Origin of the sequence: Citricoccus zhacaiensis, assembly GCF_014645315.1 — a bacterium.
Taxonomy (GTDB): domain Bacteria; phylum Actinomycetota; class Actinomycetes; order Actinomycetales; family Micrococcaceae; genus Citricoccus; species Citricoccus zhacaiensis.
The window spans coordinates 61377-86305 of the sequence record NZ_BMLQ01000005.1; the positions used below are offsets into that span (position 1 = coordinate 61377).

The 24929-nt window shown below is 69.6% G+C and carries 27 protein-coding genes; 16 read left to right on the plus strand and 11 right to left on the minus strand.

Features of this window, described 5'->3' with window-relative positions; all coding sequences use genetic code 11:
- Window positions 1–14 precede the first annotated feature (14 nt).
- The 3 genes from IEX49_RS09410 to proC are packed head-to-tail and all read left to right on the plus strand — an operon-like array spanning window position 15 to window position 2732.
- Window positions 15–1052, plus strand: coding sequence for a Ppx/GppA family phosphatase (locus tag IEX49_RS09410; RefSeq protein WP_188805924.1), 1038 nt, complete (start codon window positions 15–17; stop codon window positions 1050–1052).
- Window positions 1036–1908 (plus strand): sugar phosphate isomerase/epimerase family protein, encoded by an 873-nt coding sequence (locus IEX49_RS09415; protein WP_188805925.1) that lies wholly within the window; start codon window positions 1036–1038, stop codon window positions 1906–1908. The genes IEX49_RS09410 and IEX49_RS09415 overlap by 17 nt, the downstream gene beginning before the upstream one ends.
- The gene (gene proC, locus IEX49_RS09420) at window positions 1905–2732 is read left to right on the plus strand and encodes a pyrroline-5-carboxylate reductase (RefSeq protein ID WP_188805926.1); all 828 of its coding nucleotides are present in this window, start codon (window positions 1905–1907) and stop codon (window positions 2730–2732) included. The genes IEX49_RS09415 and proC overlap by 4 nt, the downstream gene beginning before the upstream one ends.
- 3 nt (window positions 2733–2735) lie before the next feature.
- Here the strand turns inward: proC and IEX49_RS09425 are convergent, their stop codons facing one another.
- Window positions 2736–3407, minus strand: a complete 672-nt coding sequence (locus IEX49_RS09425; protein WP_115932016.1) for a potassium channel family protein — start codon at window positions 3405–3407, stop codon at window positions 2736–2738.
- Window positions 3400–4956, minus strand: coding sequence for a TrkH family potassium uptake protein (locus IEX49_RS09430; protein WP_188805927.1), 1557 nt, complete (start codon window positions 4954–4956; stop codon window positions 3400–3402). The genes IEX49_RS09425 and IEX49_RS09430 overlap by 8 nt, the downstream gene beginning before the upstream one ends.
- A gap of 141 nt (window positions 4957–5097) precedes the next feature.
- Here IEX49_RS09430 and IEX49_RS09435 point away from each other — a divergent pair, with 141 nt between their 5' ends.
- From IEX49_RS09435 to IEX49_RS09455, 5 genes are all read left to right on the plus strand, one after another.
- Window positions 5098–6423, plus strand: coding sequence for an acetoin utilization protein AcuC (locus IEX49_RS09435; RefSeq protein WP_188805928.1), 1326 nt, complete (start codon window positions 5098–5100; stop codon window positions 6421–6423).
- Between the two features lie 190 nt (window positions 6424–6613).
- Window positions 6614–6805: a helix-turn-helix domain-containing protein gene (locus IEX49_RS09440; RefSeq protein ID WP_229672499.1), complete on the plus strand. Its 192-nt coding sequence runs from the start codon at window positions 6614–6616 to the stop codon at window positions 6803–6805.
- Window positions 6806–6998: 193 nt separating this feature from the next.
- Entirely contained in the window at window positions 6999–7097 is a 99-nt protein-coding gene (locus IEX49_RS09445; RefSeq protein ID WP_009882927.1) for a 30S ribosomal protein bS22, read from the plus strand.
- A 118-nt stretch (window positions 7098–7215) separates the two neighbouring features.
- Window positions 7216–7515, plus strand: coding sequence for a glutaredoxin family protein (locus IEX49_RS09450; RefSeq protein ID WP_373286711.1), 300 nt, complete (start codon window positions 7216–7218; stop codon window positions 7513–7515).
- Window positions 7512–8174, plus strand: a complete 663-nt coding sequence (locus IEX49_RS09455; RefSeq protein WP_188805929.1) for a redox-sensing transcriptional repressor Rex — start codon at window positions 7512–7514, stop codon at window positions 8172–8174. The genes IEX49_RS09450 and IEX49_RS09455 overlap by 4 nt, the downstream gene beginning before the upstream one ends.
- A gap of 40 nt (window positions 8175–8214) precedes the next feature.
- On the opposite strand, the gene IEX49_RS09460 is transcribed toward IEX49_RS09455, so the two are convergent.
- The gene (locus tag IEX49_RS09460) at window positions 8215–9069 is read right to left on the minus strand and encodes a hypothetical protein (RefSeq protein ID WP_188805930.1); all 855 of its coding nucleotides are present in this window, start codon (window positions 9067–9069) and stop codon (window positions 8215–8217) included.
- A gap of 78 nt (window positions 9070–9147) precedes the next feature.
- Between IEX49_RS09460 and IEX49_RS09465 the strand changes: the two genes are divergently transcribed.
- The 5 genes from IEX49_RS09465 to ccsB all read left to right on the plus strand — a co-directional run bounded on the left by IEX49_RS09465 (window position 9148) and on the right by ccsB (window position 14260).
- Entirely contained in the window at window positions 9148–9816 is a 669-nt protein-coding gene (locus tag IEX49_RS09465; RefSeq protein WP_188805931.1) for a histidine phosphatase family protein, read from the plus strand.
- A gap of 126 nt (window positions 9817–9942) precedes the next feature.
- On the plus strand, window positions 9943–10617 hold the full coding sequence (locus IEX49_RS09470; protein WP_188805932.1) for a TlpA family protein disulfide reductase: 675 nt from the start codon (window positions 9943–9945) through the stop codon (window positions 10615–10617).
- Window positions 10618–10625: 8 nt separating this feature from the next.
- On the plus strand, window positions 10626–11420 hold the full coding sequence (locus IEX49_RS09475; RefSeq protein WP_188805933.1) for a cytochrome c biogenesis CcdA family protein: 795 nt from the start codon (window positions 10626–10628) through the stop codon (window positions 11418–11420).
- On the plus strand, window positions 11417–13144 hold the full coding sequence (gene resB, locus IEX49_RS09480) for a cytochrome c biogenesis protein ResB (RefSeq protein ID WP_188805934.1): 1728 nt from the start codon (window positions 11417–11419) through the stop codon (window positions 13142–13144). Before IEX49_RS09475 ends, resB begins: the two co-directional genes overlap by 4 nt.
- 3 nt (window positions 13145–13147) lie before the next feature.
- Window positions 13148–14260, plus strand: a complete 1113-nt coding sequence (gene ccsB / locus IEX49_RS09485; RefSeq protein ID WP_188805935.1) for a c-type cytochrome biogenesis protein CcsB — start codon at window positions 13148–13150, stop codon at window positions 14258–14260.
- Window positions 14261–14263: 3 nt separating this feature from the next.
- Here ccsB and IEX49_RS09490 read toward each other — a convergent pair whose 3' ends face one another.
- From IEX49_RS09490 to IEX49_RS09505, 4 genes are all read right to left on the minus strand, one after another.
- Window positions 14264–14890: a hypothetical protein gene (locus IEX49_RS09490; RefSeq protein ID WP_188805936.1), complete on the minus strand. Its 627-nt coding sequence runs from the start codon at window positions 14888–14890 to the stop codon at window positions 14264–14266.
- A 4-nt stretch (window positions 14891–14894) separates the two neighbouring features.
- A complete protein-coding gene (locus IEX49_RS09495; RefSeq protein WP_188805937.1) occupies window positions 14895–16877 on the minus strand; it encodes an alpha/beta hydrolase in 1983 nt (660 codons plus the stop codon).
- A 10-nt stretch (window positions 16878–16887) separates the two neighbouring features.
- A complete protein-coding gene (locus tag IEX49_RS09500; protein ID WP_188805938.1) occupies window positions 16888–17226 on the minus strand; it encodes a hypothetical protein in 339 nt (112 codons plus the stop codon).
- Window positions 17227–17331: 105 nt separating this feature from the next.
- Entirely contained in the window at window positions 17332–17763 is a 432-nt protein-coding gene (locus IEX49_RS09505) for a PLD nuclease N-terminal domain-containing protein (protein ID WP_188805939.1), read from the minus strand.
- A gap of 88 nt (window positions 17764–17851) precedes the next feature.
- Here IEX49_RS09505 and IEX49_RS09510 point away from each other — a divergent pair, with 88 nt between their 5' ends.
- The gene (locus IEX49_RS09510) at window positions 17852–18166 is read left to right on the plus strand and encodes a DUF4229 domain-containing protein (protein ID WP_188805940.1); all 315 of its coding nucleotides are present in this window, start codon (window positions 17852–17854) and stop codon (window positions 18164–18166) included.
- Window positions 18167–18175: 9 nt separating this feature from the next.
- On the opposite strand, the gene IEX49_RS09515 is transcribed toward IEX49_RS09510, so the two are convergent.
- Both IEX49_RS09515 and IEX49_RS09520 read right to left on the minus strand, forming a co-directional pair.
- Window positions 18176–19045 carry a 1,4-dihydroxy-2-naphthoate polyprenyltransferase gene (locus tag IEX49_RS09515; protein WP_188805941.1) on the minus strand — a complete coding sequence of 290 codons (870 nt, stop codon included), beginning with the start codon at window positions 19043–19045 and terminating at the stop codon, window positions 18176–18178.
- A gap of 20 nt (window positions 19046–19065) precedes the next feature.
- Window positions 19066–20298, minus strand: a complete 1233-nt coding sequence (locus IEX49_RS09520; protein ID WP_188805942.1) for an AMP-binding protein — start codon at window positions 20296–20298, stop codon at window positions 19066–19068.
- Window positions 20299–20367: 69 nt separating this feature from the next.
- Between IEX49_RS09520 and IEX49_RS09525 the strand changes: the two genes are divergently transcribed.
- The gene (locus IEX49_RS09525) at window positions 20368–20973 is read left to right on the plus strand and encodes a GNAT family N-acetyltransferase (protein WP_188805943.1); all 606 of its coding nucleotides are present in this window, start codon (window positions 20368–20370) and stop codon (window positions 20971–20973) included.
- A 64-nt stretch (window positions 20974–21037) separates the two neighbouring features.
- On the opposite strand, the gene IEX49_RS09530 is transcribed toward IEX49_RS09525, so the two are convergent.
- Together IEX49_RS09530 and IEX49_RS16825 are read right to left on the minus strand one after the other, a co-directional pair.
- A complete protein-coding gene (locus tag IEX49_RS09530; RefSeq protein WP_229672501.1) occupies window positions 21038–22030 on the minus strand; it encodes a 1,4-dihydroxy-2-naphthoyl-CoA synthase in 993 nt (330 codons plus the stop codon).
- Window positions 22031–22148: 118 nt separating this feature from the next.
- Window positions 22149–23912, minus strand: a complete 1764-nt coding sequence (locus tag IEX49_RS16825; RefSeq protein ID WP_373286713.1) for an MFS transporter — start codon at window positions 23910–23912, stop codon at window positions 22149–22151.
- A 268-nt stretch (window positions 23913–24180) separates the two neighbouring features.
- Here IEX49_RS16825 and IEX49_RS09540 point away from each other — a divergent pair, with 268 nt between their 5' ends.
- A complete protein-coding gene (locus IEX49_RS09540) occupies window positions 24181–24915 on the plus strand; it encodes a tyrosine-protein phosphatase (protein ID WP_188805944.1) in 735 nt (244 codons plus the stop codon).
- Window positions 24916–24929 lie beyond the last annotated feature (14 nt).

Here is a 24929-nt window from a genome sequence, read left to right on the forward strand (position 1 = left end):
AGAAGGCGGACACCATGCGCCTGGGTGTGCTGGACATCGGTTCGAACACCGTCCACCTGTTGCTGGTGGACGCGCATCCCGGCGCGCGTCCCTCGGCGTTCGCCGACCACAAACGGTCCCTGTCCCTGCTCGACCACCAGGACGAGGACGGACGCATCAAGGAATCCGGCCAGGATGCGCTGGTGACCTTCATCCGGGAGGCGGTCGCCTTCGCCGTGGCGAACGGTGCCGAGGACATGATCGCGTTCTGCACCTCCGCCATCCGGGAGTCCGGCAACGGCGCGGCGGTGCTGGAGCGGGTCACCCGGGAGACCTCCGTGCACCTCACCGAGCTCTCCGGTGATCAGGAGGCCGCGATGACGTATTTCGCGGTGCGCCGCTGGCAGGGCTGGGACGTCGGCTCGATCCTGAACTTCGACATCGGCGGCGGATCCTTCGAGATCGCCTACGGCACGGATGAGCTGCCCAGCTATGCCGTGTCCATCCCGCTCGGAGCCGGCCGGCTGACCCGGGACTGGCTGCCCGCGGACCCGCCTACGCCGAAGTCCACCAAGAAGCTGCGCAAGCACATCAAGGCCACGATCGCCGAGGCGGCCGAGGGATTCCCGCTGATGACGGCGCCCGTGCTGGTGACGGGCACCTCGAAGACCTTCCGCTCGCTCGCCCGCATCACCGGCGCGGCACCCCTGGCCGCCGGACCGTTCGTCAAGCGCCACCTCCGGCGAGAGGACCTCACGCTGTGGGTCAACCGGATGGCCGCGATGACGGCCAGGGAACGGGCCAGGCTGCCGGGGGTATCCGAGGTGCGGGCCGCCCAGATGCTCGCCGGCGGCATGGTGGCCGAGGCCGCGATGGACGCGTTCGGTGTCACCCAGGTGGAGATCTGCCCCTGGGCCCTGCGCGAGGGACTCATCATGCGCCGGCTGGACGCCCTGGTCCAGGAGGGCATCCTGGGGCGGGAGACCACTCCGGGCGTCGGGAACGTCTACCTCAACCCGGACCCGATGCTGCCCGGCTTCTCCGTGGGGGTGACCAGTGACTGGACCGGCTGAGATCCCGGTGACCCTGTCCTCGTCCTCCGTGTTCCCGCTGGGCACACAGGACGTGTTCGCGATGGCCGAGGACCTCGGATACGACGGGGTGGAGGTCATGGTCACGCACAATGCGTGGTCCCAGGACCCCGTGAAGTTGAACCGGCTGTCCGAGAAGCACGGCATGCCGATCCACTCGATCCACGCCCCGACGCTGCTGTTCACCCAGCAGGTGTGGGGTTCGGCCTGGAACAAGCTGGCCAAGAGCGCGGACCTCGCCCGTGAGGTCGGAGCCGAGGTGGTGGTGGCCCACCCGCCGTTCCGGTGGCAGGGCAACTACGCCTCCGGCTTCGCCGAGGGCATCCGGCAGATCATGGACGCCACCGGCGTGCTGATCTGTGTGGAGAACATGTATCCGTGGCGGGCCGGCGGCCGCGAGGCCACGATGTACCTGCCGCACTGGGACCCGGTCCCGGAGGACTACGACTACGTCATCTGGGACTTCTCCCACGCCGCCATCGCCCAGGAGAACTCACTCGACGCGTTCCGCTCCCTCGGCGAGCGGCTGCGCCATGTCCACCTCACGGACGGCACCGCCAACGGCAAGGACGAGCACATGCTCCCCGGTGACGGGGACCAGCCCGTGGCCGAGTGCATCGAATACCTCGGGGAGACCGGCTGGGACGGCGCCGTGTGCGTGGAGGTCGGCACCCGCAAGACGAAATATGCCGGGGAGCGCGAGGAGATGCTGATCTACTCGCTCGAGTTCGCCCGCCACCACCTCGCCGCCGGTGCCGCCCGCTCCGCCTCCGGGGGAGATCCAGACCACGATCAAGACACCGATCAAGACACCGTCGAAAGGTCCCCCCTTCCATGAAGATCGCCCTGCTCGGACTCGGGAACATGAACGGCGCCATCCTGGCCGGGATGCTCGCGGCCGGAACGGACGCCGCCTCCGTGCGCGCCACCGGCCACTCCGCCGAGCGGGCCCGGGAGAACCAGGAGCGCTACGGGGTCACCGTGGCCGCCACCGAGTCCGATCCCGACGCGAACCGCACCGCGGCCGCAGGGGCGGACCTCGTGGTCCTGGGGGTCAAGCCGAAGGACATCCTGGCCCTGTGCCGGGAGATCCACGGCGCCCTGCGCCCCGGCACCGTGGTGGTGTCCGTGGCCGCCGGGATCCCGCTGGCGGCCATGGAGGCGAACCTGCCCGAGGGGCAGCCGGTGGTGCGGACCATGCCGAACACGCCTTTGACGGTGGGCATGGGTGTGGTCGGGCTGGCCGGCGGGACCGCCGTGACCGAGCACCACGTGGACCTGGCCGCCGGGCTCTTCCGTGGCTCCGGCTCCGTGTACCAGGTCGAGGAGTCCCAGCTCGACGCCGTGGCCGCCGTCTCCGGGTCCGGGCCCGCCTACGCCTTCCTGCTGGCCGAGCTGATGGCCGCCGGGGGAGCGGGAATGGGCCTGGACGAGGACCTGGCGAAGGACCTGGCCCGCGCCACCGTCGCCGGAGCTGGCCGGATGCTCGCGGAGCCGGAGGTGGACCCGGCGGCGCTGCGCCGGGCGGTGACCAGCCCCCACGGCACCACGGAGGCCGCGGTCAACTCGTTCCTGGACTCCGGGCTCGCCGACCTGATCGCCCGGGGCATGCGGGCCTCTGCCGCCCGCGGTCAGGCGATGAGCCGCGAATACGGGTCCTGACGCTCAGGGCCGGGAGGCGAAGCGCTCCAGCAGGTCGGTGTGCCCGGAGACGATGAGCGTGTCCCGCGGCCCGACCTTGGTGTCCGGTTGCGCGTAGGTGAAGTCCTCGCCGGGCGTCTTCACGCCCACGATCGTCACCCCGTACTTGGCGCGGATGTCCGACTCGGCCAGGGTGAAGCCCACGGCCTCTGCCGGCGGGTACATCTTGACGATCGCGAAGTCGTCGTCGAATTCGATGAAGTCCAGCATGCGCCCGCCCACCAAGTGGGCGGCCCGGACGCCGGCGTCGTGCTCGGGGAAGATCACGTGGTGCGCGCCGATCCGGCGCAGGATCTTGCCGTGGGCCGGGGTGATGGCCTTGACCCAGATGTGCTCTACGCCCAGGTCCACCAGGTTCACGGTGATGAGCACGGAGGACTCGATCGAGGTACCCACGCCCACCACGGCGGTGGCGAACTCCTGGGCGCCGAGCTGGCGCAACGCCTGGAGATCGGTGGCATCCGCCTCGACCACGTGCGTCAGCGTGCCGGCGAACTTCTGCACCAGGGCCGCGTCGCGCTCGATCGCCATGACCTCGCGGCCCTGGGCCACCAGCTGCTCGCCCACGGCCGAACCGAAGCGGCCCAGGCCGATCAGCAGCACCGGGGCGTGGGGATCCGGACGGTTCTCAGCCAATGATCGGCCTTTCCTCGGGGTACCGGAACAGGATGCGGCGCTGACGCAGGGCCAGCGCGGACGCGAAGGTGATCGTACCAACACGGCCGGCGAACATCAGGACGGTCAGCACGTACTTGCCCGACGGCGGCAGCTCGGCCGTCAGCCCCGTGGTCAGCCCGCACGTGCCGAACGCGCTGAGTACCTCGAACAGCGGGCGCTGCAGGGACTCGTCGCTGATGGCCACCAGGGCCATGGTGCCGACCAGGATGAGGGTGGCGCCCAGGGCGAGGACGGAGATGGCCACACGGACCGAACCCGGGGTGATGGTGCGCCCATGGGCGGTGACCTCGCGGTCGCCGCGGGCCTCGGCCACGATCGCCAGGAACATCACCGCCAGGGTGGTGACCTTGATGCCGCCGGCGGTGGACGCCGAACCGCCGCCCACGAACATCAGGGCGTCCGTCAGCAGCAGGGTCTCGGGCGACTGTTCGTTGATGTCATAGACGGAGAAGCCCCCGGACCGGGACATCACCGAGCCGAACAGCGAGTACTGGAGGCGCTCGGCCACCCCGAACTGGCCGAGCGTGGCCTGGTTGGACCACTCGAAGATCCCGATCAGCAGGGCCCCGCCGAGCACCAGGGCGGTGGTGGTGGTGACGGTCAGCTTGGTGTGCAGGTTCCACCGGGACCACCGCCAGCGCTGCTGCATCAGCACCATGACCACCGGGAAGCCCAGGGCACCGGCGAAGACCCCGGCCATGAGGGTCCAGATGATCCACGGGTCGTGCATGAAGGATTCCAACCCGTCCGTGTGGAGGGTGAAGCCGGCGTTGTTGAAGGCGGAGACCGAGTAGAAGATCCCGTTCCACAGCCCTTCACCCCAGGAGCCGGTGTGCACCACGAACCGGGGCACCAGCACCACCGCCAGGACCGCCTCGAAGAAGAACGTGGTGCCGACCACCACGCGCAGCAGGGCCCCGACCTCCCCGATCCGGCCGGTGGTCATGCCCTCCTGCGTGATCAGCTTGGACCGTACGCCCAGCCGCTTGGACACGGCCAACGTCAGCAGCGCCGCCATGGAGAGGATCCCCAGCCCGCCGATCTGCATGGCCACGAGGATGACCAGCTGCCCGGCGAAGCTCCAGTGCTCCGCCGTGTTCACCGGAGTCAACCCCGTGACGGAAACCGCGGAAGTGGCCACGAACAGGGCGTCGTGGAAGGCGGTGATGCGCCCGGTCCTCGAGGCGAAGGGCAGGGACAACAGGGCGGTGAACACCAGGATGACGACGGCGAAGGCCAGCAGCGCGGCCCGTGCCGGTGACGCTCCGGCCACCGTGGAGACGAACAACCGGAGGCGTTCGAGCACCTCGCGGAGCCCGGAGCGGTCCGGACCGCCGGCCGGGGGGCCGACCCGGGGGGACAAGGCCCTGCTCAGGGCGGAGGGTGGGCGGACTGTGCGGCCGCCCGACGGCGTCGGGATCCGGCCTCCGGTCTTTCGGCGGGCCTGGGGCCGGGGCAGGGAGCGAGACAGGGAGCGGGGGCGGGGGATGCGCTGGTGCCGGGTCATGCGCCGGTGATCACGTCCCTTCCGTTCCGCCTGTTCCGTCCCTGGTCACGAACGATCCCATCATCCACCATCCGGTGTGAGATGCCGCCCATGACGTCATCACCTGCCGGTGGTGACGCCGGAAGCATAGTCTGTGTGGTGATGACCAACACACCGAACGACGCGACCGGCACCGTTCCAGGTGCCGATCCAGGTACCGCACCGGGCGCCGTGTCCAGTCGCGCCCCCAGGACCGCACCCGTCCCGGCCCCCGCTGGCCGTCCCCCGACGGCCACGGCCGTGGTCTGGGACGAGGCGCTGCTGGGCTACAAGTTCAGCACCGCCCACCCCATGGCGCCGGTACGCCTTGACCTGACCCACCGGCTGTCCCAGGCTCTCGGTCTGCTCGACCGGCCCGGAGTGGGGATCATCAAGCCCGAGGTGGCCTCTGACGAGGTCTTGGCCTCCGTCCACGATCCCGAGTACATCCGCGCCGTCCGTGCCGTCAGCACGGGCGAGGCGGCCGAGGACCTGGAGCGGGGGCTGGGGACTGACGACAATCCGGTGTTCCCCCACGTCCACGAGGCCTCAGCCCGGATCCTCGGCGGCTCCGTGGCCGCAGCGGAGGCCATCTGGTCGGGGGAGGTCCTGCATGCCGTGAACTTCGCCGGCGGGCTCCATCACGCCGGCCGTGGCAAGGCCAGTGGATTCTGCATCTACAACGACTGCGCCGCGGCCATCCAGCGGCTGCTCGATCGAGGAGCCCGGCGGGTCGCCTATGTGGATCTGGACGCCCATCATGGTGACGGCGTCGAGTCCATCTTCTGGAACGATCCGCGCGTGCTGACCATCTCCATCCACGAGACCGGCATCTCCCTGTTCCCGGGGAGTGGCTTCGCGAACGACTCCGGCGGACCCGTGGCGCTCGGTTCCGCCGTCAATGTGGCGCTCCCACCGGGCACCGGTGATGCGGGCTACCTGCGGGCCACGCATTCCGTGGTCCCGCAGCTGCTCCGGGCCTTCGACCCGCAGGTACTGGTCACCCAGCATGGTTGCGACGGCCACAGGGAGGATCCCCTGACGAATCTGCGGATGTCCGTGGATGGCCAGCGCCAACTGGCGCTGGACGCCTCCGACTGGGCCCGCGACTTCGCCGGGGACCGATGGCTGGCCACCGGGGGCGGTGGCTACAGTCCCTTCTCCGTGGTCCCGCGGACCTGGACGCATCTGGTGGCCGCTGCCACCGGGCAGCCGCTCCGGACCAGCACGGTCATCCCGCAGGAATGGCGCGACTACGCCGCACGGGCCGCCGGGTGGGGCCCCGGTAACGAGATGGCGGGAATTCCGGACACCATGTCGGACGGGGTGGATGTCTGGTGGCGCTCCTGGGAGGTCGGCTACGATCCCTCAGACCCCGTCGACCAGACCATCATGGCGACCCGGAAGGAGATCTTTCCCTATCATGGGCTGGATCCCTGGTTCGACTGACACGCCGTTGTATGCTCTGTAGGTGTGCCTGTGGTGACACGAGTGCACCGTGTGTTCGATAGGATGTCTGAGAATGCCACGCCTGGCGCGGCAGATGTACTGTGCCGCCAGATCGAGACAGTTCGAAGCAAGGCAGTGGAAATGGGGAACGCAAGTGGTTGATGCCGGTAACTTCGCCGACACGCGCTTCATGACGGTCACAGAGGTGGCCGAGATGATGCGTGTGTCCCGTATGACCGTCTACCGGATGATCCATGCCGGCGAGCTCCCCGCTGTGCGTTTCGGCCGTTCCTACCGGGTGCCCGAGTCCGCCGTCGAGCAGATACTGCAGACCGGCGCCACGGACCACCGGGCCACCGGCACGGATGGCCGGCACGCCTGACCTCGCCTGCCACACCTGATGTCTGCCGGTCCCTGTGCCGGCATTCTGGCCGGTCCTGACGCCGGCCGATGTTCCCGGTTCGTTGCCACACCCGAGTGCAGGGTAAGGTGTTAGGGAACGTTTTTGACCAAAGATGTACGGATCTTCAACAGGCGTCTGTTGCGGATTCACCAACCACACAAGAGGTTTCCCTATGGGTTCAGTGATCAAGAAGCGCCGCAAGCGGATGTCCAAGAAGAAGCACCGCAAGCAACTGCGCAAGACTCGCCACCAGCGCCGCAACAAGAAGTAGGCGCTTCACCGCGAGGTTTCGCTGCATCCGGGGCCGTCCCGCCGCAAGGCAGGACGGCCCCGGAGCTGTTTAAGCCGCTCGGAGCTGTCGAACCTCCGCCGGGCCTACGATGGAGCGGATGACTGAGATGCAGCCCCCGCCAGCACCCCGACCAGCCTCCGGCCCCCGTGCCGTCCCCGCCGTCGAACTCCTCGTCAAGGACGGCTGCCACCTGTGCGCGGACGCGCTGGCCGTGGTGGAGGAGGTCTGTGACCGGCTCGGGGTGGACTGGCAGGCCGTGGACATCGCCGGGCGTCCTGACCTGGCCGAGCGGCATGCCGAGGAGATTCCCGTCCTGATGGTGGACGGCGTGCAGCGGGACTTCTGGCGCATCGATCCGATCCGCCTGGAGCGGATGCTGACCGCGGACCGGCCATGAGCAGCGACGGAGCCGGTCACCACCGGGGTCCGGGGTCCGGCCTCTCCCGGCCCACCGTGTCCCGGTTGCCCGGCTACCTGCGCGCCTTGTCCGCCTTGGCCCGGGCCGGGACCGTTCGGGTGTCCTCCACCGACCTGGCCGGGCACACCGGGGTCAGCTCGGCAGTGCTGCGCCGGGACCTGTCCAGCCTGGGCCAGTTGGGCAGACGCGGGGTCGGCTATCCCGTGGCCGCGCTCCAGCAGGCCATCAGCCGGGCCCTGGGCCTCGTGGAGGACCAACCCGTGGTCCTGGTGGGCGCCGGGCACCTCGGCTCGGCGCTGGCCGGGTATGCCGGCTTCGGGGAGCGCGGGATGCGCCTGTGCGCAGTGCTCGACGCCGACCCCCGCCTGGTCGGGGAGCGGCGCGGTTCCGTGGTGGTCCGGCCGCTCGAGGAGCTGGAGGGAAGCGTCGCCGAGTCCGGGGCGAGGCTGGCGATCATGGCGGTGCCGGCCGGCGTCGCGCAGACCGTGGCCGACCGTCTGGTGGCGGCGGGGATCCGGGGACTGCTGAACTTCGCCCCCGTGGACCTGGTGGTGCCCCGCGGGGTGACGGTGCGTGCCGTGGACCTGTCCACCGAACTGCAGATCCTGGCCTTCCACCAGGCCGAGTTGCGGCAGTAGCGGCGCCCGCCGGGGCGGTTGACCGGGAGGTGCGGGAGGTCTAGCGGCGCATGGCCTTCTCCCACGCCTTGGCGCGGAGGTACTCACTGGAGGGGCGCAGGTAGGCGAAGACGATTCCGGCGATTCCCAGGGCCACGTAGATGAGGCCGGGGCCGAAGACGGAGGTCAGGGAGAGCACGGCGAAGATCGTGCCGAAGATCCGGGCCACGTTGGAGCCGCGGCGGATACCGGTGGCGATCAGCCAGTACAGCACCACCAGGAGCACCGTGAAGACCACGGCGAAGATGCGCACCGAGGCCAGGAATGACTCCATCTCGATCGCCACGCCGGCCGCATCCATCTGCTCCTGGTAGAGGTCCAGCATCTCTGGGGTCAGCCCCATGTTCGGCGAGAACAGGGAGAACAGCTCGATGACCAGGAACGCGAGGCCGGCCGCGAGGATCAGCCAATAGGACCGGTCGATCGTGCTCGGCTTGGTGATCGGACCGAGCTGCTGCGGGACGTCCTGACCCGGGTAGCCGTACCCCGGGCCGGGCTGGTTGGCCGGCGGCTGCCCGTAGGGGGAGTAGCCCTGGGGGTGCTGTCCGTAGGGAGACTGACCGTAGGGAGCTTGGCCGTAGGCGTTCTGCCCCTGCGGCGGCTGGCCATACGGGGACGGGCCCTGCGGCGGTTGGCCGTAGGGCGGGGCCGGATGCTGGCCCTGCTGGGCCTGCCGTTCCTGCCGTTCCTGCTGAGCCTGGCTCAGCCGGGCCTGGTGCTCGGCCTGCTGCTCCGGCGTCAGGCGGATGCCGTACTGGGGGCGATCGTCTCGGGGCTGACCCGGTTGCTGGCCCGGCTGCTGGGGCGCTTCAGGCTGCTCGGGCTGCTCGGGGTGTTCGGGATGCTGCTCGTTCATGGCGGGCTCTTCCTGCGGGACTCTCGGGTCGAATGGTCTTGGGTCAACGCTATCGCCCGATTCTGACAGTATGGACGCATGCCTTCTGCGACCGTCCACCTTGTCCGCCATGGAGAAGTCCACAACCCGGACAGGGTCCTCTACGGTCGAATCCCCGGCTACCACCTCTCGGAACTCGGGCACCGGATGGCGGCGGACATCGGAGACTGGTTCGCCGGTGAGGCTCGCGCCTCCGGGCGGACCCCGGCCCTGCTCGTCTCCTCCTCCCTGCAGCGCGCCCAGGAGACGGCGGACCCCATCGGCCAGGCCCTGTCCCTGGAGCCGGGCATCGATGATCGGTTCATCGAGGCCACGAACCACTTCGAGGGCGGGTCGCGGGTGGCCAGGCAGCTCTGGAAGCCGCGACACTGGCCCTTCCTGCTCAACCCGATGCGCCCGTCCTGGGGTGAGCCGTACCGATCCCAGGTGAGCCGGATGAGCGAGGGCATCATCGAGCTGCGTGACCGGGCCGTGGAACTCGGGGGAGAGGGCGCCGAGGCGATCGTCGTCTCCCACCAGCTGCCCATCTGGGTCACCCGGCTCTCGGCCGAGGGCAGGCCCCTCTGGCACGATCCACGCCAGCGCGAGTGCACCCTGACCTCCGTCACCTCCCTGCACTTCGAACGGGGACAGTCCGTCCCGCGGGTGGAGTACCGGGAGCCCAACGCCGCCCTGCTGGCCCACGCCTCCAACCTGCCGGGCGCCTGACACGCTCCATACGCCCCCGGCCACCCAGGCCATCCCCGTTGCTCTAGACGCCGGATTCCACCCGCGTCTACTACAGGCGGTAGAATCCAACGGACGCCCAATCCCCACTGGAGTATCCGAGCTGCCATGACCGTTCCACATCAGCACCGACCAGCCCACGGCTCCGGTCCCCGATCCGGGACCGGCCCGAGCCGGCGGAACGTGCTGGCCGGGCTCGCCGGGCTGGCGGCCCTGCCGCTGCTGGCGGCCTGCTCCACCGAGGACCCGCTGGCCGCCCAGGCCGGGAACGCGGACGGCAAGAACTACATCGCCGGTGACGGTTCCGTGCTGGAGATCGCCGCCGAGGACCGCGGCGAACCCGTGCAGTTCGCATCCACCGCCTTCTCCGGTGAATCCGTCCGTTCTTCGGACTGGCTCGGGGAACCCGTGGTGCTGAACTTCTGGTACGCGGCCTGCGCCCCGTGCCGTGTGGAGGCCCCGGACCTGCAGTCCCTGCATGAGGAGTGGGAGCCGCAGGGCGTGCGGTTCGTAGGCGTGAACGTGCGGGACACCGCCGGCACCGCCGAGGCCTTCGAGCGGAACTTCGGGATCACCTACCCCTCGCTGGAGGACCGCGGCGGCCAGGTGTTGCTGGCCATGACGGACTATGTCCCGCCGCAGGCCGTGCCCACCACGATCGTCCTGGACCGCCAGGGCCGCGTCTCGGCCCGCATCCTCGGGGTCGCGGAGCTTTCCACGCTCAAGACGTTGATCGCCACCGTTGTCGATGAACCGGCCGACCCTGCCGACGAGCAGGCCTGAGCCGCCCGATGCTGCAGGCCGCCATCGCCACCGCCACCGGCACCACCACTGTCAACAATCCCTTTGCCGAGATCGTCATGGACGGCTCGATGCTGCTGGCCGTGCCCATCGCCCTGCTGGCCGGTCTCGTCTCCTTCCTCTCGCCGTGCGTGCTGCCGCTCGTGCCGGGCTACCTGGGCTATGTGACCGGACTGACCGGCGCGGACCTGCAGGACCAGAAGCGTGGTCGCATGCTCCTCGGCATCGCCCTGTTCGTCCTGGGCTTCTCCGCGGTGTTCGTGCTCGTGGGCATCGTGTTCTCCCAGGTCACCATCTGGCTGCAGGGTGACGGGGAATGGCTGACCCGAGTGCTCGGCGTGGTGGTGATGGTCCTGGGTGTGGTGTTCATGGGCGGGCTCGACCGGCTGCAGCAGGACCGCCGCCTGCACCTCCAGCCCAAGGCCGGGCTGTGGGGTGCCCCGGTGCTCGGCGTGACCTTCGGCCTGGGCTGGGCGCCCTGCATCGGCCCGACCATGGCCGCCGTCCTCGCCATGTCCACCGCCGGCTCCACCAACCCCGGCAAGGGCGCGCTGCTGGCGTTCATCTACTGCCTGGGCCTGGGCCTGCCGTTCCTGCTCATCGCCCTCGGCCTGCGCCGCGGTATGGGTGCCATGGCCTTCTTCCGCCGGCACCGGGTGGCCGTGATGCGCTTCGGTGGCGGGCTGCTGATCGTGCTCGGCGCGTTGATGGTGTCCGGGCTGTGGAACTCCTGGGTCGTCCAGCTGCAGACCTGGTTCGCCAACGAAGTGAGGCTGCCGATTTGAGTCAAGAAGACAACCTGCGGGCCACCCGGGCCGAGGAGGCCCAGTCGGGCGGGAAGAACCGCCAGCGTGAAGACCGCAGGGATGTTGCCGTCCCCGCGCTCGGCTTCAAGGACTCCCTGCGCTTTGCCTGGCGGCAGCTGACCTCCATGCGCACCGCGCTGATGCTCCTGCTGTTGCTAGCCGTGGCCGCCGTGCCCGGCTCCCTGTTCCCGCAGCGCCCGGCCGGTCCGGAGATCGTCAACCAGTACCTCGAGGACAACCCCGTCCAGGGTGAATGGCTGGACCGCTTCCAGATGTTCGACGTGTACTCGTCCGTCTGGTTCTCCGCCATCTACATCCTGTTGTTCGTCTCCCTGATCGGCTGCGTCCTGCCGCGCGCAGCCAAGCACGCCAAGGACCTGCGCTCCGCCCCGCCGCGGACCCCACGCCGGCTGAACCGCCTGCCCGAGTACGGCAAGGTGGTCCTCGAGTCCACCGGACCGTCTCCCCGGGACGCCGTGGCCGAGGCCGCACGGATCCTGAAGAAGCGCGGCTACCGCACCGACATCCGGGAGGAGCCCGACGGCGGCGCCTCCGTGGGTGCCGAGCGCGGCTATGTGCGGGAGATCGGCAACATCTTCTTTCACCTGTCCCTGATCGGTGTGCTGGCCTTCATGGCCGTCGGTGGCCTCCTGAGCTACTCCGGGCAGAAGATCATCGTGGAGGGGGAGGGCTTCGCCAACACCCTCGTGGCCTATGACTCCTTCACTCCCGGCAGCGCCTTCTCCGAGGACCGGCTGGAGCCGTTCTCGATGACCCTGGACGGCTTCGAGGCCGTGTTCGACCGTGAGTCGGAGACCCACTACGGCCAGCCCCTGGACTTCACCGCGCACATGACGGTCCAGGAGGGAACCGACGGCGAGGCGACGCAGCAGGACCTCAAGGTCAACCACCCGTTCGACATCGGCGGCACCCGCGTCTACCTCGTCGGCAACGGCTACGCCCCGGAGGTCACCGTCCGGGACGGCAATGGGGACATCGCGTTCCAGGGACCCGTCGTCGCGCAGGTCCAGGATCAGCTCTACACCTCGTTGATGGTCATCAAGGCCCCGGATGCTCAACCGGAGCAGCTGGGTTTCGTCGGCTTCTTCCTGCCGACGGCCTACACCGGGGAGGACGGCGTGGCCGTCTCGATCGACCCGGAGCTGTACGAGCCCGAGCTGAACCTGAACTCGTACTACGGTGACCTCGGCCTGGATGACGGCGAGCCGCAGAACGTGTACGTGCTGGACACGGACAACCTCACCGAGCTGAACAACCGGGACCTCGAGTCCGGCGGCATCACGCTGAGCCCGGGGGAGTCCTACGACCTGCCGGAGGGCAAGGGCTCCATCAGCTTCGACGGCGTCCAGCGGTACGTCGGCCTGGACATCCACCACGATCCGGGCAAGTGGGGCGTCGGCTTCTTCGCCGTCCTGGCCCTGGTGTCCCTGGGCGTGAGCCTGTTCGTGCGCCGCCGCCGTGTCTGGGTCCGTAGCGCCACCGGCCCTGACGGGTCCACCATGGTGGAGTACGGCCTGCTCGCCCGCGGCGAGGACTTCGGGCTGCGCGAGGAGAACGTCTCCTTGCGCCGCCAGTTCGAGAAGGCCTGGCCGGTGGTCGCCCCGGAGGACGATCCCGACAACCGCCAGACAGCATCATCCACCGCCGGGACCACCGGCGCCACCGAGAACCGACCGGAGTAACCCATGCAGTCCATCAACCTGCAGCTGGCCAGCTACAGCGACCTGTTCATGCTGATCGCTGCGCTGGTCTACGCCGCGGCCTTCATCGTGTTCGCCATCGACATGGCGACCTCGTCGAAGACGATCCGCATCCTCGAGGCCGAACTGGCCGCCGAGTCCGGGGCATCCGGTGATGCCTCCGCAGCGGCGCAGCGCCGCGAGCAGCTGGTGGGGGCCGGCGTCGTGGGCCAGGAGCCGGCAGCCGGCTCCTCCGCGACCGTCACGGGCCGCGGGGGTACGGGGGAGAAGACCGGTGCGGGGAACACCGATCAGAACCTCGTGGACGAAGACATGGCGTACCTGGGCACCACGCGGCGGCCGGCCGCCAACGTGGCCGTGGCCCTGATGGTCATCAGCGTGCTGCTGCACGCCTTCGCCGTGATCGCCCGCGGTGTCTCGGCCAACAGGGTCCCGTGGGGCAACATGTACGAGTTCTGCACCACCGGCGCACTGCTGGTCGCCGCGGTCTACCTGCTGTTCCTCATCCGCAAGGACCTGCGCTTCCTGGGCACCTTCGTCTCCGGGCTGGTCGTGGTGATGATGTGCGCGGCCACCATGGGCTTCCCGACCCCGATCGCCCACCTGCAGCCGGCACTGCAGTCTCCGTGGATCGTCATCCACGTCTCCGTGGCCGTGCTCGCCTCCGCCCTGTTCGGCCTGACCTGCGCGATGAGCGTGCTGCAGCTGCTCCAGCACCGCCGCGAGGCCCGTCTGCGGACCGGGGGCGAGGGCAAGCCCGCCTTCATGCGCCTGGTCCCGTCCGCCTTCAGCCTCGAGAACTGGTCCTACCGCATCAACGCCGTGGGCTTCGTGATGTGGACCTTCACCCTGATCGCCGGCGCCATCTGGGCGGAGGCCGCCTGGGGCCGCTACTGGGGCTGGGACACCAAGGAGGTGTGGACCTTCGTCATCTGGGTGGTCTACGCCGGATACCTGCACGCCCGCGCCACCCGCGGTTGGACCGGGGACCGCGCCGCCTGGCTCTCGATCATCGGCTTCGCATGCCTGGTCTTCAACTTCACCATCGTCAACACCTACTTCCCGGGCCTGCACTCCTACGCGGGCATCCCGGAGTAGAGGTCACTCCGGCAGGGGCTCCGGCTCCGGGAGCTGCTTGACCTGTTCGTTCGTGAATTCGGAGCGGTCGTCGTTGGGGTACATCGGGTCCGAGGACCCGTATCGGGGATCGAGTTCGGATCGGGTCATGGTGTGCCCTGAGGGCATGTCCAGGCACGGCGTCGAGATCTCCACGCTGAGCGGGCCCTCATCCGCGGTGGTCGCGTAGCGGACCACCAGGGTCAGGTCATCCCGGGAGGCCGCGTAAAGCAGACGCGGACCACCCGTCGATTCGTGGGGAGTCCACCCCGTGGACTCCGCATGCTCCCGCACGGCCTCCGTGACAGACTCGGCCTCCGCCCGCCTGACGTCGCCTCGGCCTGAGCTGGCAAACCATCGAGTCGAGGCGGCGGCCCGCTCCGGGTCCGGCGAGTCAGTGCAACTGCGTTCACGCAGATTGCTCAAGGTGTCCCAGCCGGCGGCCCGCACCAGCCCGGGCATGAGCTCCTCGATCAGAGCTCCCCGGGCCGTCGACGTCCGTTCAGCATCAGAGTCGCCCGTTCCTGGCGTGTTCATGCATCCTCCGAGGGTCAGGGCGGCGAGGGCGAGGGCACCGGCCGCCGCCAGAGTACGTGGTCGATTCGGCCTCATGGCCTCAGTCTTCCAGGTCGGAGACCGGTGTGGTCGGCAGGCCGTCCGCGTAGTACCGGTCGCGGTCGGTGGCCAAGGGGTATTCAAAGTAGCCGGATCCCCCGTAGCCATGGTGGTAGACCGGTTCGAGGTAGAGCGACACCTCGGTTCCCTGGATGACCCCGGAGAGGTTCAGGGCGCTGTCCGAGCCCCGGTCGAAGTAACTGGAGTGGCCGCCGGTCAGGCCGTCGCCCTCGCCCATGATGGTGTCGGTGCCGTCGCGCAGAAAGCCGGACTCGAGGCGGATGGCGCCCATGTGGCCGTCGATGTCCGATCCTTCCCACCAGGACCGTCCGTGGGCACCTCCGCCGAGTCCCTGGGCCAGGGAGATGGGGTCCTGATTGGTTTGGATCCAATAGCGATGGGCGTCCGGATTGGCGGTGTCCTGCGGTGAACCGACATTGTTGCCCTGTCCTGCCGGAGCCACGTAGACGATGTTCGTCGAGTCCAGGCCCTCCCGCTCAGCGGTGCCCAGCATCGAGCCTCCGGCACTATGGCCCACATAGGTGCTGCGGACATCCGCAGGGAAGTCCAGGTCGGTGGACATGTCGAAGGCCGCCAGGAGAGGGGCACCGGCCTCGTTGTAGTGCGCGGTGGCATTGTCCCGGATGAGGGACTGGGGCAGGTCCGCACCCTGCCAATAGATCGAGACGGTTCCGACGGGGTCGTTCCCGTCGATGTTCCGGAGGCTGGTGTTGTGGCCCTCCACGCTGGCCATGGTCGTGCCCGTCCCGGGGACGAGAACCGCGAGGCTCGTGGTCCTGGTCGAGGGCTCCCCGCGCATGGTGGCGATCTGGCCGGCGCCGTCGGTGGAGACGAAGAGGGTCGTGTAGCCGGCGGCCGCGTCGGGGTCGGTGGGATGGGGGTCGAGGGCGTAGGCGGCCCAGGCCTGGTCCAGGCCATCGAGCACGGTCCCGAGCCGGGCCTGTTCGGCTTCCCACTCCAGGCGGTCGCTGGCTGCTCCGGGACCGTTGCTGGGCCTGTCCCCGTTGTGCGCGTCCAGCCGCTCCCGTGTCTGTTCCCGCAGTCCGGCCACGGTGACCTGGTTGGTCCGCCCACGCGTGGTCAGCGGGATGCCGTTGAGGTTGCCGATGACGCCCGGGAACAACAGCATCAGGCGCTCGCGTTCGTGGTCCTCCAGGCCCAGCCAGGCCACGCGGATGCCGGCGATGCCGTCCTCGCTGAGCTGCGCATCATCCGCCATGGCCTCGATCATGGTCTCCTCGGCCGAACCGGGGATCGGGTTCCCGGGCAGTTCGTTCTCCGCCAGAGCCCGCGCCGCCTCTGGGTTGGCCTCGAGCCAATCCCGCAGTTCCTCCTCGGTCAGGCCCCGTAGATCCCGCCAGATGCTCCGGGGATCAAGCTCACCGAACATCGAGTCCAACTCGCTGGTCATGGCCGCCCAGTCCAGGGTCTCCGCGTCCCGGGAGACGCTGACGATCGGAAGCCCCTCCGTGGTGCCGATGGAGATGGCCCCGATCGCCGCCTCGAAGGTCTCCTGGGCGTTGGCCCAATCGGTCGTCAGGCTGGTGGCCCGCTCATTGAAGGCGAGGATGGCCGCCCGGACCTCCTCCACCTCGGCCTCATCGTCCGAGGACAGGGCGGCACTGCGGCGCGAGGACAGCCCAGGCTCTTCCTGGTCCAGGGCCTCCCGTTCGGTCTGCAGCGGCCTGCCGGTGGCGACGAAGTCGTCAACGGCCTCCTTGGCGGACGCCAGCGCGGCGGCCCAGTCCTCGGCATGGGGTTCGAGCGGGGCCAGCCCGGTCCACACCGCCTCCTCGGTGTCATCATGCCGGTACCACGTTCGGAGCCCCTGCCAGGAGGACTGGGCATCCGCCATGGACTCCTGGACGTTCTTCGACTCCGCCTTCAGGTCCGCGGCCGCATCGCTGAGCGTGTCCCACGCGGACTCGACCGCCGGGTAGGTCCCCAAGGTGGGAAGGGTCATGGTCTGCGGATCACCCCTCGTCCGCGGGTGCGGTGATGTCCGCCAGGGAACCCATGGCCGATCGGCCGTCGGAACTCATGGTGCCGTCGGACTCGATGAAGGCCTCGGCGGCATCGGCCACGCAGGAGGCCTGGTGCAGGATCAGATTCGAGAGGCGCTCACCGGTGCCGGAGCACTCTGTCCAGAACACGGAGAAGGCCGTCTGCGCGGTGGATGCCGTGCCGAAGGCGCCGGAGAGGTCATCCCCGGCCGAGCGGGCCGTCACGGCGGCCGTGTCCAGGATCTGTCCGTCTCCGGCCACCCGGACCAGGGTGGAGTGGATGCCCTCGGGCTGGATGTCGTGTGCCACGATCCTCAGCCTCACACCGATGACGGGACACGGCGATGGGGACAACTCCCCATCGCGGTTCACGCCCCGGTTCACGCCACGGTGCCGGGCACCCGGGGCGGGGCGTCAGGACTGGTCGGCGCCGCCGTCGGGCTTGGGGGTGTTGGACCCACCGGACTCGCCGGTGCCGTTGTCCTTCGGCTCCCGCTTCTCCTGGGCCTTCAGTTCGGCCTCGCGGCGGTCCAGTTCGGCCTGGCGTGCGGCCTGCTTGCGCTGGACGTCGAGCTGGCGCAGGAAGGCCGCATCGTCGTCAGGGGATTGCGGGCGCTGGGGACGGGCCGGGCCGCCGGCGGTGCCACCGCCGCTCGAGGACCCACGACGCCGGCCCAGGAAGAGCCACAGCAGCGCACCCACCAGCGGGACCAGCACGATGATCAGGATCCACACGGCCTTCGGCATGGCCCGCACCTGGTGCCGCGGGGTCATCAGGCACTCGATCAGCGAATAGATGATGAGGCCGGCGGCGACGATGCCGAGGGGGATGAGGAAGCGGGGCATGGCTCCAGTCTACGGACCGGTGCCGGCACAGCTAAACCGGCTGACTGCGCGCCGATCGTGCGCCTGCTGATCCCGGTAGACTGCCGTGGTGCGAGTTTTCAAGTATGCCGTGATCCGCCTGGCCGTCTTCTTCGTGGTCTGGGGCGCCTGCATGCTGCTCGGACTCGGATGGATCTTCTCCACCATCGCGGCGGCCGTCATCGCGCTGGCCGCGGGCTACCTCTTCTTCAACGACCTGCGCACCGGCGCCGGCAGTGACGTGGCCAGCGCCTGGGAGGGCCGGGGGAAGCGGGAGCAGTTCAAGTCCGAGCAGGCTGATGCGGACGCCGAGGACTCCTACACCGAGGGCCGGTACTTCGAGCCGGGTTCCGATGCGGGTCCGTGGGAGCCGAAGGGCAAGTAGCCTGAGCCGCTACAGCACCAACCCGGCCGAGAACAGCACCGCGTAGACCAGGCCGAGGATCCCGGTCAGCTTCAGCACCGGGATGAGCTCCCGGCGCTCGGTGGACCGGACCATCGTGAGGGAGGGCTTCACAGCCACCGCGGCGGTCAGCAGCACGAGCCACAGCCAGGGGTGCTGCCCGGTGAAGAACAGCGGCAGCGCCACGGCCACGGCCAGCATCACCACGTAGGACCAGCGCGCGGGGGCGTCCCCGAGCCGGGCCGCCAGCGTCATCTTGCCGGTCTCGCGGTCGGTAGGGATGTCCCGGACGTTGTTGGCCATCAGCAGCGCGGTGGAGACCAGCCCGCAGCCCACCGCGCCCGCCCAGGCGGGCCCGGACAGCGCCAGCGCCTGGGTGTAGGTGGTGCCGAGCACCGCCACCAGCCCGAAGAAGATGAACACGAAGACCTCGCCCAGGCCCATGTACCCGTACGGCTTCTTGCCGCCCGTGTAGTACCAGGCGGCCGCGATGGCCAGCACCCCGACGGCGATCAGCCACCAGGTGCCGGCCCAGACCACCAGGGCCAGGCCGGCGAGGGCGCCGAGGCCGAAGCAGGCGAACGCGGCGGCCTTGACGGTGCGGGCCGGTGCCGCCCCCGAGCCGGTCAGCCGCATCGGTCCCACGCGCTCGTCGTCGGTGCCGCGGATGCCGTCCGAGTAGTCGTTGGAGTAGTTCACCCCGACCTGCAGGGCCAGGGCGACCAGCAGCGCCAGCAGGGCCCGGCCCAGGTGGAAGCCGCCCAGGGCGTGGGCGGCGGCGGAGCCGATGAGCACGGGTGCGATCGCCATCGGCAGGGTGCGCAGGCGAGCGCCCTCGATCCACTGGGCGGCTGTGGCCATGGGGTGGTCCTTCCGGAACGTCAGGGGGTGGGGGTGAAGCGGGTCAGCAGTGCCTGCCGATCGGTCTTGCCATTTGGCAGCAGCGGCAGCTCATCGAGGACCAGCCAGTCCTTGGGGACCGCGGCCGGTCCCAGCTCGGCCCGGATCGCGTCCCGGGCGGCGGCCTCGCTGAAGGGATGGCCCACGACGCCGGCCCCCGGCCGGGCAGGTATCGGCGCCAGTGCGACGGCGGCACAGACGCGGTGGCCCCACTCGTCGTCGGGCACCCCGCCGGCGAAGGCGGCGTGGACCCCGGGGAGGGACTCCAGGACCTGCTGGATCCGGGCGGCGGAGACCTTGACCCCGCCGGTGTTGATCACATCATCCACGCGTCCGGTCACGGAGAGCAGCTGCTGCCCGGGACGCCGCGGGTGCGGGGCCACGGTGCCGGTGTCCTCGGTCAGGAAGGACCCGGCGCCGAAGTGGGCGGCCGTGCGCTCCGGGTCGTCGAGGTAACCGGCGGCGACCATGGGGCCCGCCAGGCGAAGCCGCGGCACGTCCTCCCCGACGAGGTCGGCGGTGACGCCGTCCAGGGGGACGCCGTCGTACACGCAGCCCCCGCAGGTCTCGGACATGCCGTAGGTCAGGTGGATCCGCAGGTCGGCCTCCGCGGCGATCTCCCGGACCCGGTCCGGCAGGCGGGCACCCCCGATGAGGATCGCGTCGAAGGTGCGCAGGGCGTCCACGGCGGCCCCGGCGAAGCCCGCGCCCGAAGGGTTCGAGGCTCCGGGGCCGGCATCGGGCACCAGGAGGCGGGAGAGCATGGTGGGCACGAGGGACACGGCGCGGAAACCAGTGCCGCGCTCCATCCTGTCCACGGCCTCCACGAAGGACTGCGGTGTGAACGGGCCGGGGGCCATCGGGATTGGGGTGGTGCCGGCCGCGATGGAGCGGGAGAGCACGGCCAGTCCGGCCACGTAGTGCAGGCCCACGGCCAGCAGCCACTGGCCCTCGCCGCCGATCCGCCTGGCGGTCGCCGCGGCCGAGGCGGCCAGAGCCTCGCGCGTGAGCAGGGTCTGCTTGGGGGTCCCGGTGGAGCCGGAGGTGCGCACGACGGCGACCGTCCCCTTGGCACCGCCGCGCGACGGATCGGTGGCCTCGGGGCGGGGGAGCACCCGGCCGTCCGCGGTGAACTCCACCGGCGGCCCAGAGCCGTCCAGGGCGGCGGTCAGCGCACGCTGGGCGCGGTCGAGGTCGGCAGGGGTCACAGGCACGGATCGAGTCTAGCCAGTGGCGGCGCGGTGTAACCCCGAGGGCATGGGGCACCACACTAGGATCGGTCCATGATCACGCCCAGCCGCACCATAGGCCCGGTTGCGATGACCGGCCGACTCGTTGGCCTTGAACCCCTGACAGTGGACCATGCGCGGGGCTTGCGCACGGCTGTGTCAGACGGGCGGCAATGGGAGCTGTGGTACACGAATGTTCCCACTCCGGAGGGCATGGCGGCAGAGATCGACCGGAGGCTGGGCTTGCAGGAGACCGGCATGATGGTTCCCTATGCGACGCGGCGGCTGTCCGACGGTGTTCTCATCGGCATGACGACGTTCCTGAACGTGGACCACAACATTCCCCGTCTGGAAATCGGAGCCACCTGGAATGCCGCTTCCGTCTCGGGCACGGGGACCAACGCCGAGTCAAAGCTCTTGATGATGACACAGGCCTTCGACGTGTGGGGAGTGGCCGCCGTCGAGTTCCGGACCGACTGGATGAACAACCCATCCCGCGGCGCCATCGAGCGGCTGGGCGCCAAGCTCGACGGAGTACTCCGCCAACAGGCCCAGCGCGACGGCTATGTTCGCGACACTGCCGTCTACTCTGTGGTTGCGGCCGAGTGGGCGGCGGTCAGGAAGGGCCTTGAATTTCGGGTCCGACGGCATGCGGGGTGATGTTGGACGGATCTGACGGATCCTTAAACGCACGTACGGAACGCACTTTGAGACGCTCGGCCGCTCAGAAGTAGTACGGAAAGTTGGACCAGTCCGGGTCCCGCTTCTGCAGGAACGCGTCCCGGCCCTCCACGGCCTCGTCCGTCATGTAGCCCATGCGGGTGGCCTCGCCGGCGAAGACCTGCTGACCGGCCATGCCGTCGTCCGCCATGTTGAAGGCGAACTTGAGCATCCGGATGGCCTGGGGGGACTGGCGGTTGATGTCCGCGGCGTACTCGAGGGCCACCTCCTCGAGGCGCTCGTGGTCCACCGCTTCGTTGACTGCGCCCATCTGCACCATCTGCTCGGCGGAGTACTCGCGGCCAAGGAAGAAGATGGCCCGGGCATTCTTCTGGCCGGCGTGGCGGGCCAGCAGCTCGGAGCCGTAGCCGGCGTCGAAGGAACCCACCGTGGCGTCGGTCTGCTTGAACTTCCCGTGCTGCCGTGAGGCGATCGTCAGGTCGGCCACCACGTGCAGGGAGTGCCCGCCGCCGGCCGCCCAGCCGTTGACGACGGCGATGACCGGCTTGGGCGTGGTCCGCATGAGCCGCTGGACCTCGAGGATATGCAGGCGGCCGGCGCGGGCCGGGTCCACGGTCTCGGCGGTGTCCCCCTCGGCGTAGCGGTAGCCGTCCCGGCCGCGGATGCGCTGATCGCCGCCGGAGCAGAACGAATGGCCGCCGTCCTTGGGGGAGGGGCCGTTGCCGGTGAGCAGGATGCAGCCGACGTCCGTGGTCATGCGGGCGTGGTCCAGCGCCCGGTAGAGCTCGTCCACGGTGCCGGGACGGAACGCGTTGCGGACCTCCGGGCGGTCGAAGGCGATGCGGACGGTCGGCAGGTCCCGCACGATCGCCCCGGAGGCGTCCCGCTCCACCTGGCGGTGGTAGGTGAGATCCTCGAAGTCGAAGCCGTTCACCACCCGCCAGTGCTGCGGGTCGAAGAGGTCCGACACCTTCTCCGGCAGAGCAGCTGCGGAGGTGGGATCGGTCGGGGTCTGGGGCGTCTGCTGTCCGTTCACCCGGCCGAGTCTAGCCAGACGGAGGCAGCCGGACCTCGCACATGAGTCTGGACCTTTTCACGCGAGACGGGGGTCTCCGCGTGAAAAGGTCCAGACTCAACGGATCCCTGACCCAGCGTCAGGTAACGGGCGCACCAGCCCGGGCGCCGTCCTCGGGGTCCCCGGCTGTGTCGGCCCCAGCGACTCCGGCACCGGTTCCGTCCGTCTGCATGGCCACGCCGCCGGCGCCGGTGGCGGCGGCCTCGCGGGCCTCGGCGGCCAGGGTGAGCATCTGCTCCTCGTCCATGGTCCGCTGCTCGGGCTGGCGCCCCTCCTCGAGGGCCGTCTCGGCCGGGGAACCGGGGACCACGGCGGAACCGATGGAACCGGGGACCTCGGAGCCGCGCAGGGAGGCACCGGCGGTCTCCCGCATGAACCAGGCGCAGACCAAGCCCACCGCGCAGGCGGCCATCATGTAGTACGCCGGGAACTGCACATCGCCCGTCACGCCGATGCCCCACTCGTTCACCAGGGCGGCGGTGCCGCCGAAGAGGGATGTGGCGATGTTGTAGGTGATCGCGAAGCCGGAGAACCGGGCCTGGGTGGGGAACATGGCCGGGAACGTCGCGGTGATCGTGGACAGCTGCGGGATGTACAGCAGGCCCAGCACAGCGAAGCCGAGGATCGCCAGTCCGAAGTTCATGCCCATCAGCATGAACATCGGGATGGCCAGCAGGATCAGCCCGCCCAGGGAGAAGAACCAGGACGGCTTGCGCCCGTGCTGGTCCGAGAGGCCGCCGGCCCACGGCATCAGCGCCATCATGGCGATCTCGCCGATGAGGATGACCATCAGCCCGGCCGCGGCCGGCAGGCCGATCTGCTGCTCCAGATAGGTCGGCATGTAGGACAACAGCGTGTAGTTGACCACGTTCACCGAGATCACCAGCCCGGTCATCACCAGCATCGGCTTCCAGTGCTCGCGGAACAGCGCCGGCAACGACGGCGGCGCTGGAGTCTCGCTCGCCGGGGTGCCGTCCGCGGTGGCTAGGCCGGCCGAGGCGGCCGAAGCGGCCGATGCGGTGGGGGCGTCGGCCGGGGCACCGGCGTCGTGCGCGGTGTTCTCGGTGTGCCCGGAAGCCGAGCCGTTCATCTCCTCGTAGACCGGGGTGTCATCCAGCTTGGAGCGCAGGTAGAAGCCGATCAGGCCCATGGGGGCGGCCAGCAGGAAGGGCAGGCGCCAGCCCCAGGAGGACATCTGCTCGGGGGAGAGGAGGAGCTCCAGCAGCAGCATGATCGCCGTGCCCAGGGCGAAGCCGCCCAGGGTGCCGAACTCCAGGAACGAGCCGAGGAAGCCGCGGCGGCGGTCCGGGGCATACTCGGACATATAGGTGGCCGCACCGCCGTACTCGCCGCCGGTGGAGAAGCCCTGGACCATGCGCAGCACGATCAGCAGGACCGGGGCCAAGACGCCGACCTGTTCGAACGTCGGCAGCACGCCGATGAGGAACGTGGCACCGGACATCATCAGGATGGTCAACGCGAGGATGCCCTTGCGGCCGATCCTGTCGCCCAGCGGACCCCAGACGAGGCCGCCGATCGGGCGGACCAGGAAGGAGATCGCAAACGTCGCCAGAGTCAGCAGCATGCCGCCCTCGCCCGGGAAGAAGTTCTGCGTGATGTAGGCGGTGGCCACCGCGTAGACGCCGTAGTCGTACCACTCCGTCGCGTTGCCGAGGGCCGAGGCGGCCGTGGCCTTGCGGATGGCGGCGGCCGGGATCCTCTTCCGCGGTGGACGGGTCGGCCTGGAGAAGCGGTTGCGCCGCCGGGGCTGCCCGGACTGCAGGGCCGTCTGGGGTGAGCCAGAGGGGAGAACTACCGAGGGATGGGACTCTGTTTCAGACACAGGTGATCTTCCTGGTGCGGTTCACCCCGCCAGGGGTGTTCCAGGGCCGATCGGGCGTGAGGCCCGGTCTCTCCCGGGGAGGGAGGACCAGGGGCGCCGGAGTCGAGTCCGGTGAGGACGGCCCCGGAATGCTGACCCGGAAGCCCACCTGGGATTGCAGACAATCGACCGTAGCCGAGTCGGTCGGGGGTAGGTCAAATCTGAGTGAGGTGCATCACGGCCGGCACCGGGGGCGGCAAAAGTGGCCGAGAGTGGCACAGTGGGATGCATGAGCGAGGATGTCACGGGCCCCGTGACCTGGGAGGGGGCCGTCAACGCCCGCCGTGTCCTGGGCGGGATCTACCGGATGGGACGGCAGGAATGGCTGACGGATCACGGGTGGCAGCAACTGCGCCGGGACGGCGTGAGTACGGTGATCGATCTCCGCGGCGCACCCGAGCGCCAGCGCCGCCCCACCGATCCCGAGGTGTCCGAGGAGGCCCATGCCGGCATCGAGATCCTGCACCGCCCCGTGGAGGATCACACGCATGACGGTTATGAGGACTATCTGGCCCCCGCGCTGGCCGACGGGGCGCCCTATCCCAACCATCCGCAGTACTATCCGGCCACGCTCCGGTACTTCCCGGACCGTGTGGCCGCCGTGTTCACGGCCATCGCCGCCGCGCCCGGCTCGGTGGTGTTGCACTGCTCGGCCGGACGGGACCGGACCGGTCTGGTGGTCACCCTGCTGCTGTTGCTCGCCGGCCGCCGGGACCTGGTCGGACCCCAGTACGATGCCGGCGCTCGCGGCATCAACGAATGGCACCGCATCAGCCCCGTGCCCCATCCCCACGAGCGGCACCTCGACGGTACGGAGCTCGACGCGTTCCTCTCCGGCCGGATCGAGGCCTTGGAGGAGTTCGCCTCCTCGCTGCCCGATGCTGATGCCGTGGCTGATCTCCTGACCGCCCACGGCGTGACGCCCGCCGAGGTGGATGCGGTGCGAGCCAAACTGCGCGGCTGATTCTCCTACTTGCC

What these genes read in the sequence shown, in the direction of transcription:
- IEX49_RS09490 (WP_188805936.1), bottom strand. Translation starts at nt 14,890, where the DNA reads ATGAGGCCGAATCGACCACGTACTCTGGCGGCGGCCGGTGCCCTCGCC.
- IEX49_RS09540 (WP_188805944.1), top strand. Translation starts at nt 24,181, where the DNA reads ATGAGCGAGGATGTCACGGGCCCCGTGACCTGGGAGGGGGCCGTCAAC.
- IEX49_RS09525 (WP_188805943.1), top strand. Translation starts at nt 20,368, where the DNA reads ATGATCACGCCCAGCCGCACCATAGGCCCGGTTGCGATGACCGGCCGA.
- IEX49_RS09440 (WP_229672499.1), top strand. Translation starts at nt 6,614, where the DNA reads ATGACGGTCACAGAGGTGGCCGAGATGATGCGTGTGTCCCGTATGACC.
- IEX49_RS09515 (WP_188805941.1), bottom strand. Translation starts at nt 19,045, where the DNA reads ATGGCCACAGCCGCCCAGTGGATCGAGGGCGCTCGCCTGCGCACCCTG.
- IEX49_RS09450 (WP_373286711.1), top strand. Translation starts at nt 7,216, where the DNA reads ATGACTGAGATGCAGCCCCCGCCAGCACCCCGACCAGCCTCCGGCCCC.
- IEX49_RS09505 (WP_188805939.1), bottom strand. Translation starts at nt 17,763, where the DNA reads ATGCCCCGCTTCCTCATCCCCCTCGGCATCGTCGCCGCCGGCCTCATC.
- IEX49_RS09460 (WP_188805930.1), bottom strand. Translation starts at nt 9,069, where the DNA reads ATGAACGAGCAGCATCCCGAACACCCCGAGCAGCCCGAGCAGCCTGAA.
- IEX49_RS09435 (WP_188805928.1), top strand. Translation starts at nt 5,098, where the DNA reads ATGACCAACACACCGAACGACGCGACCGGCACCGTTCCAGGTGCCGAT.
- proC (WP_188805926.1), top strand. Translation starts at nt 1,905, where the DNA reads ATGAAGATCGCCCTGCTCGGACTCGGGAACATGAACGGCGCCATCCTG.
- IEX49_RS09445 (WP_009882927.1), top strand. Translation starts at nt 6,999, where the DNA reads ATGGGTTCAGTGATCAAGAAGCGCCGCAAGCGGATGTCCAAGAAGAAG.
- IEX49_RS09495 (WP_188805937.1), bottom strand. Translation starts at nt 16,877, where the DNA reads ATGACCCTTCCCACCTTGGGGACCTACCCGGCGGTCGAGTCCGCGTGG.
- IEX49_RS09475 (WP_188805933.1), top strand. Translation starts at nt 10,626, where the DNA reads ATGCTGCAGGCCGCCATCGCCACCGCCACCGGCACCACCACTGTCAAC.
- IEX49_RS09465 (WP_188805931.1), top strand. Translation starts at nt 9,148, where the DNA reads ATGCCTTCTGCGACCGTCCACCTTGTCCGCCATGGAGAAGTCCACAAC.
- IEX49_RS09430 (WP_188805927.1), bottom strand. Translation starts at nt 4,956, where the DNA reads ATGACCCGGCACCAGCGCATCCCCCGCCCCCGCTCCCTGTCTCGCTCC.
- IEX49_RS09470 (WP_188805932.1), top strand. Translation starts at nt 9,943, where the DNA reads ATGACCGTTCCACATCAGCACCGACCAGCCCACGGCTCCGGTCCCCGA.
- IEX49_RS09455 (WP_188805929.1), top strand. Translation starts at nt 7,512, where the DNA reads ATGAGCAGCGACGGAGCCGGTCACCACCGGGGTCCGGGGTCCGGCCTC.
- ccsB (WP_188805935.1), top strand. Translation starts at nt 13,148, where the DNA reads ATGCAGTCCATCAACCTGCAGCTGGCCAGCTACAGCGACCTGTTCATG.
- IEX49_RS09410 (WP_188805924.1), top strand. Translation starts at nt 15, where the DNA reads ATGCGCCTGGGTGTGCTGGACATCGGTTCGAACACCGTCCACCTGTTG.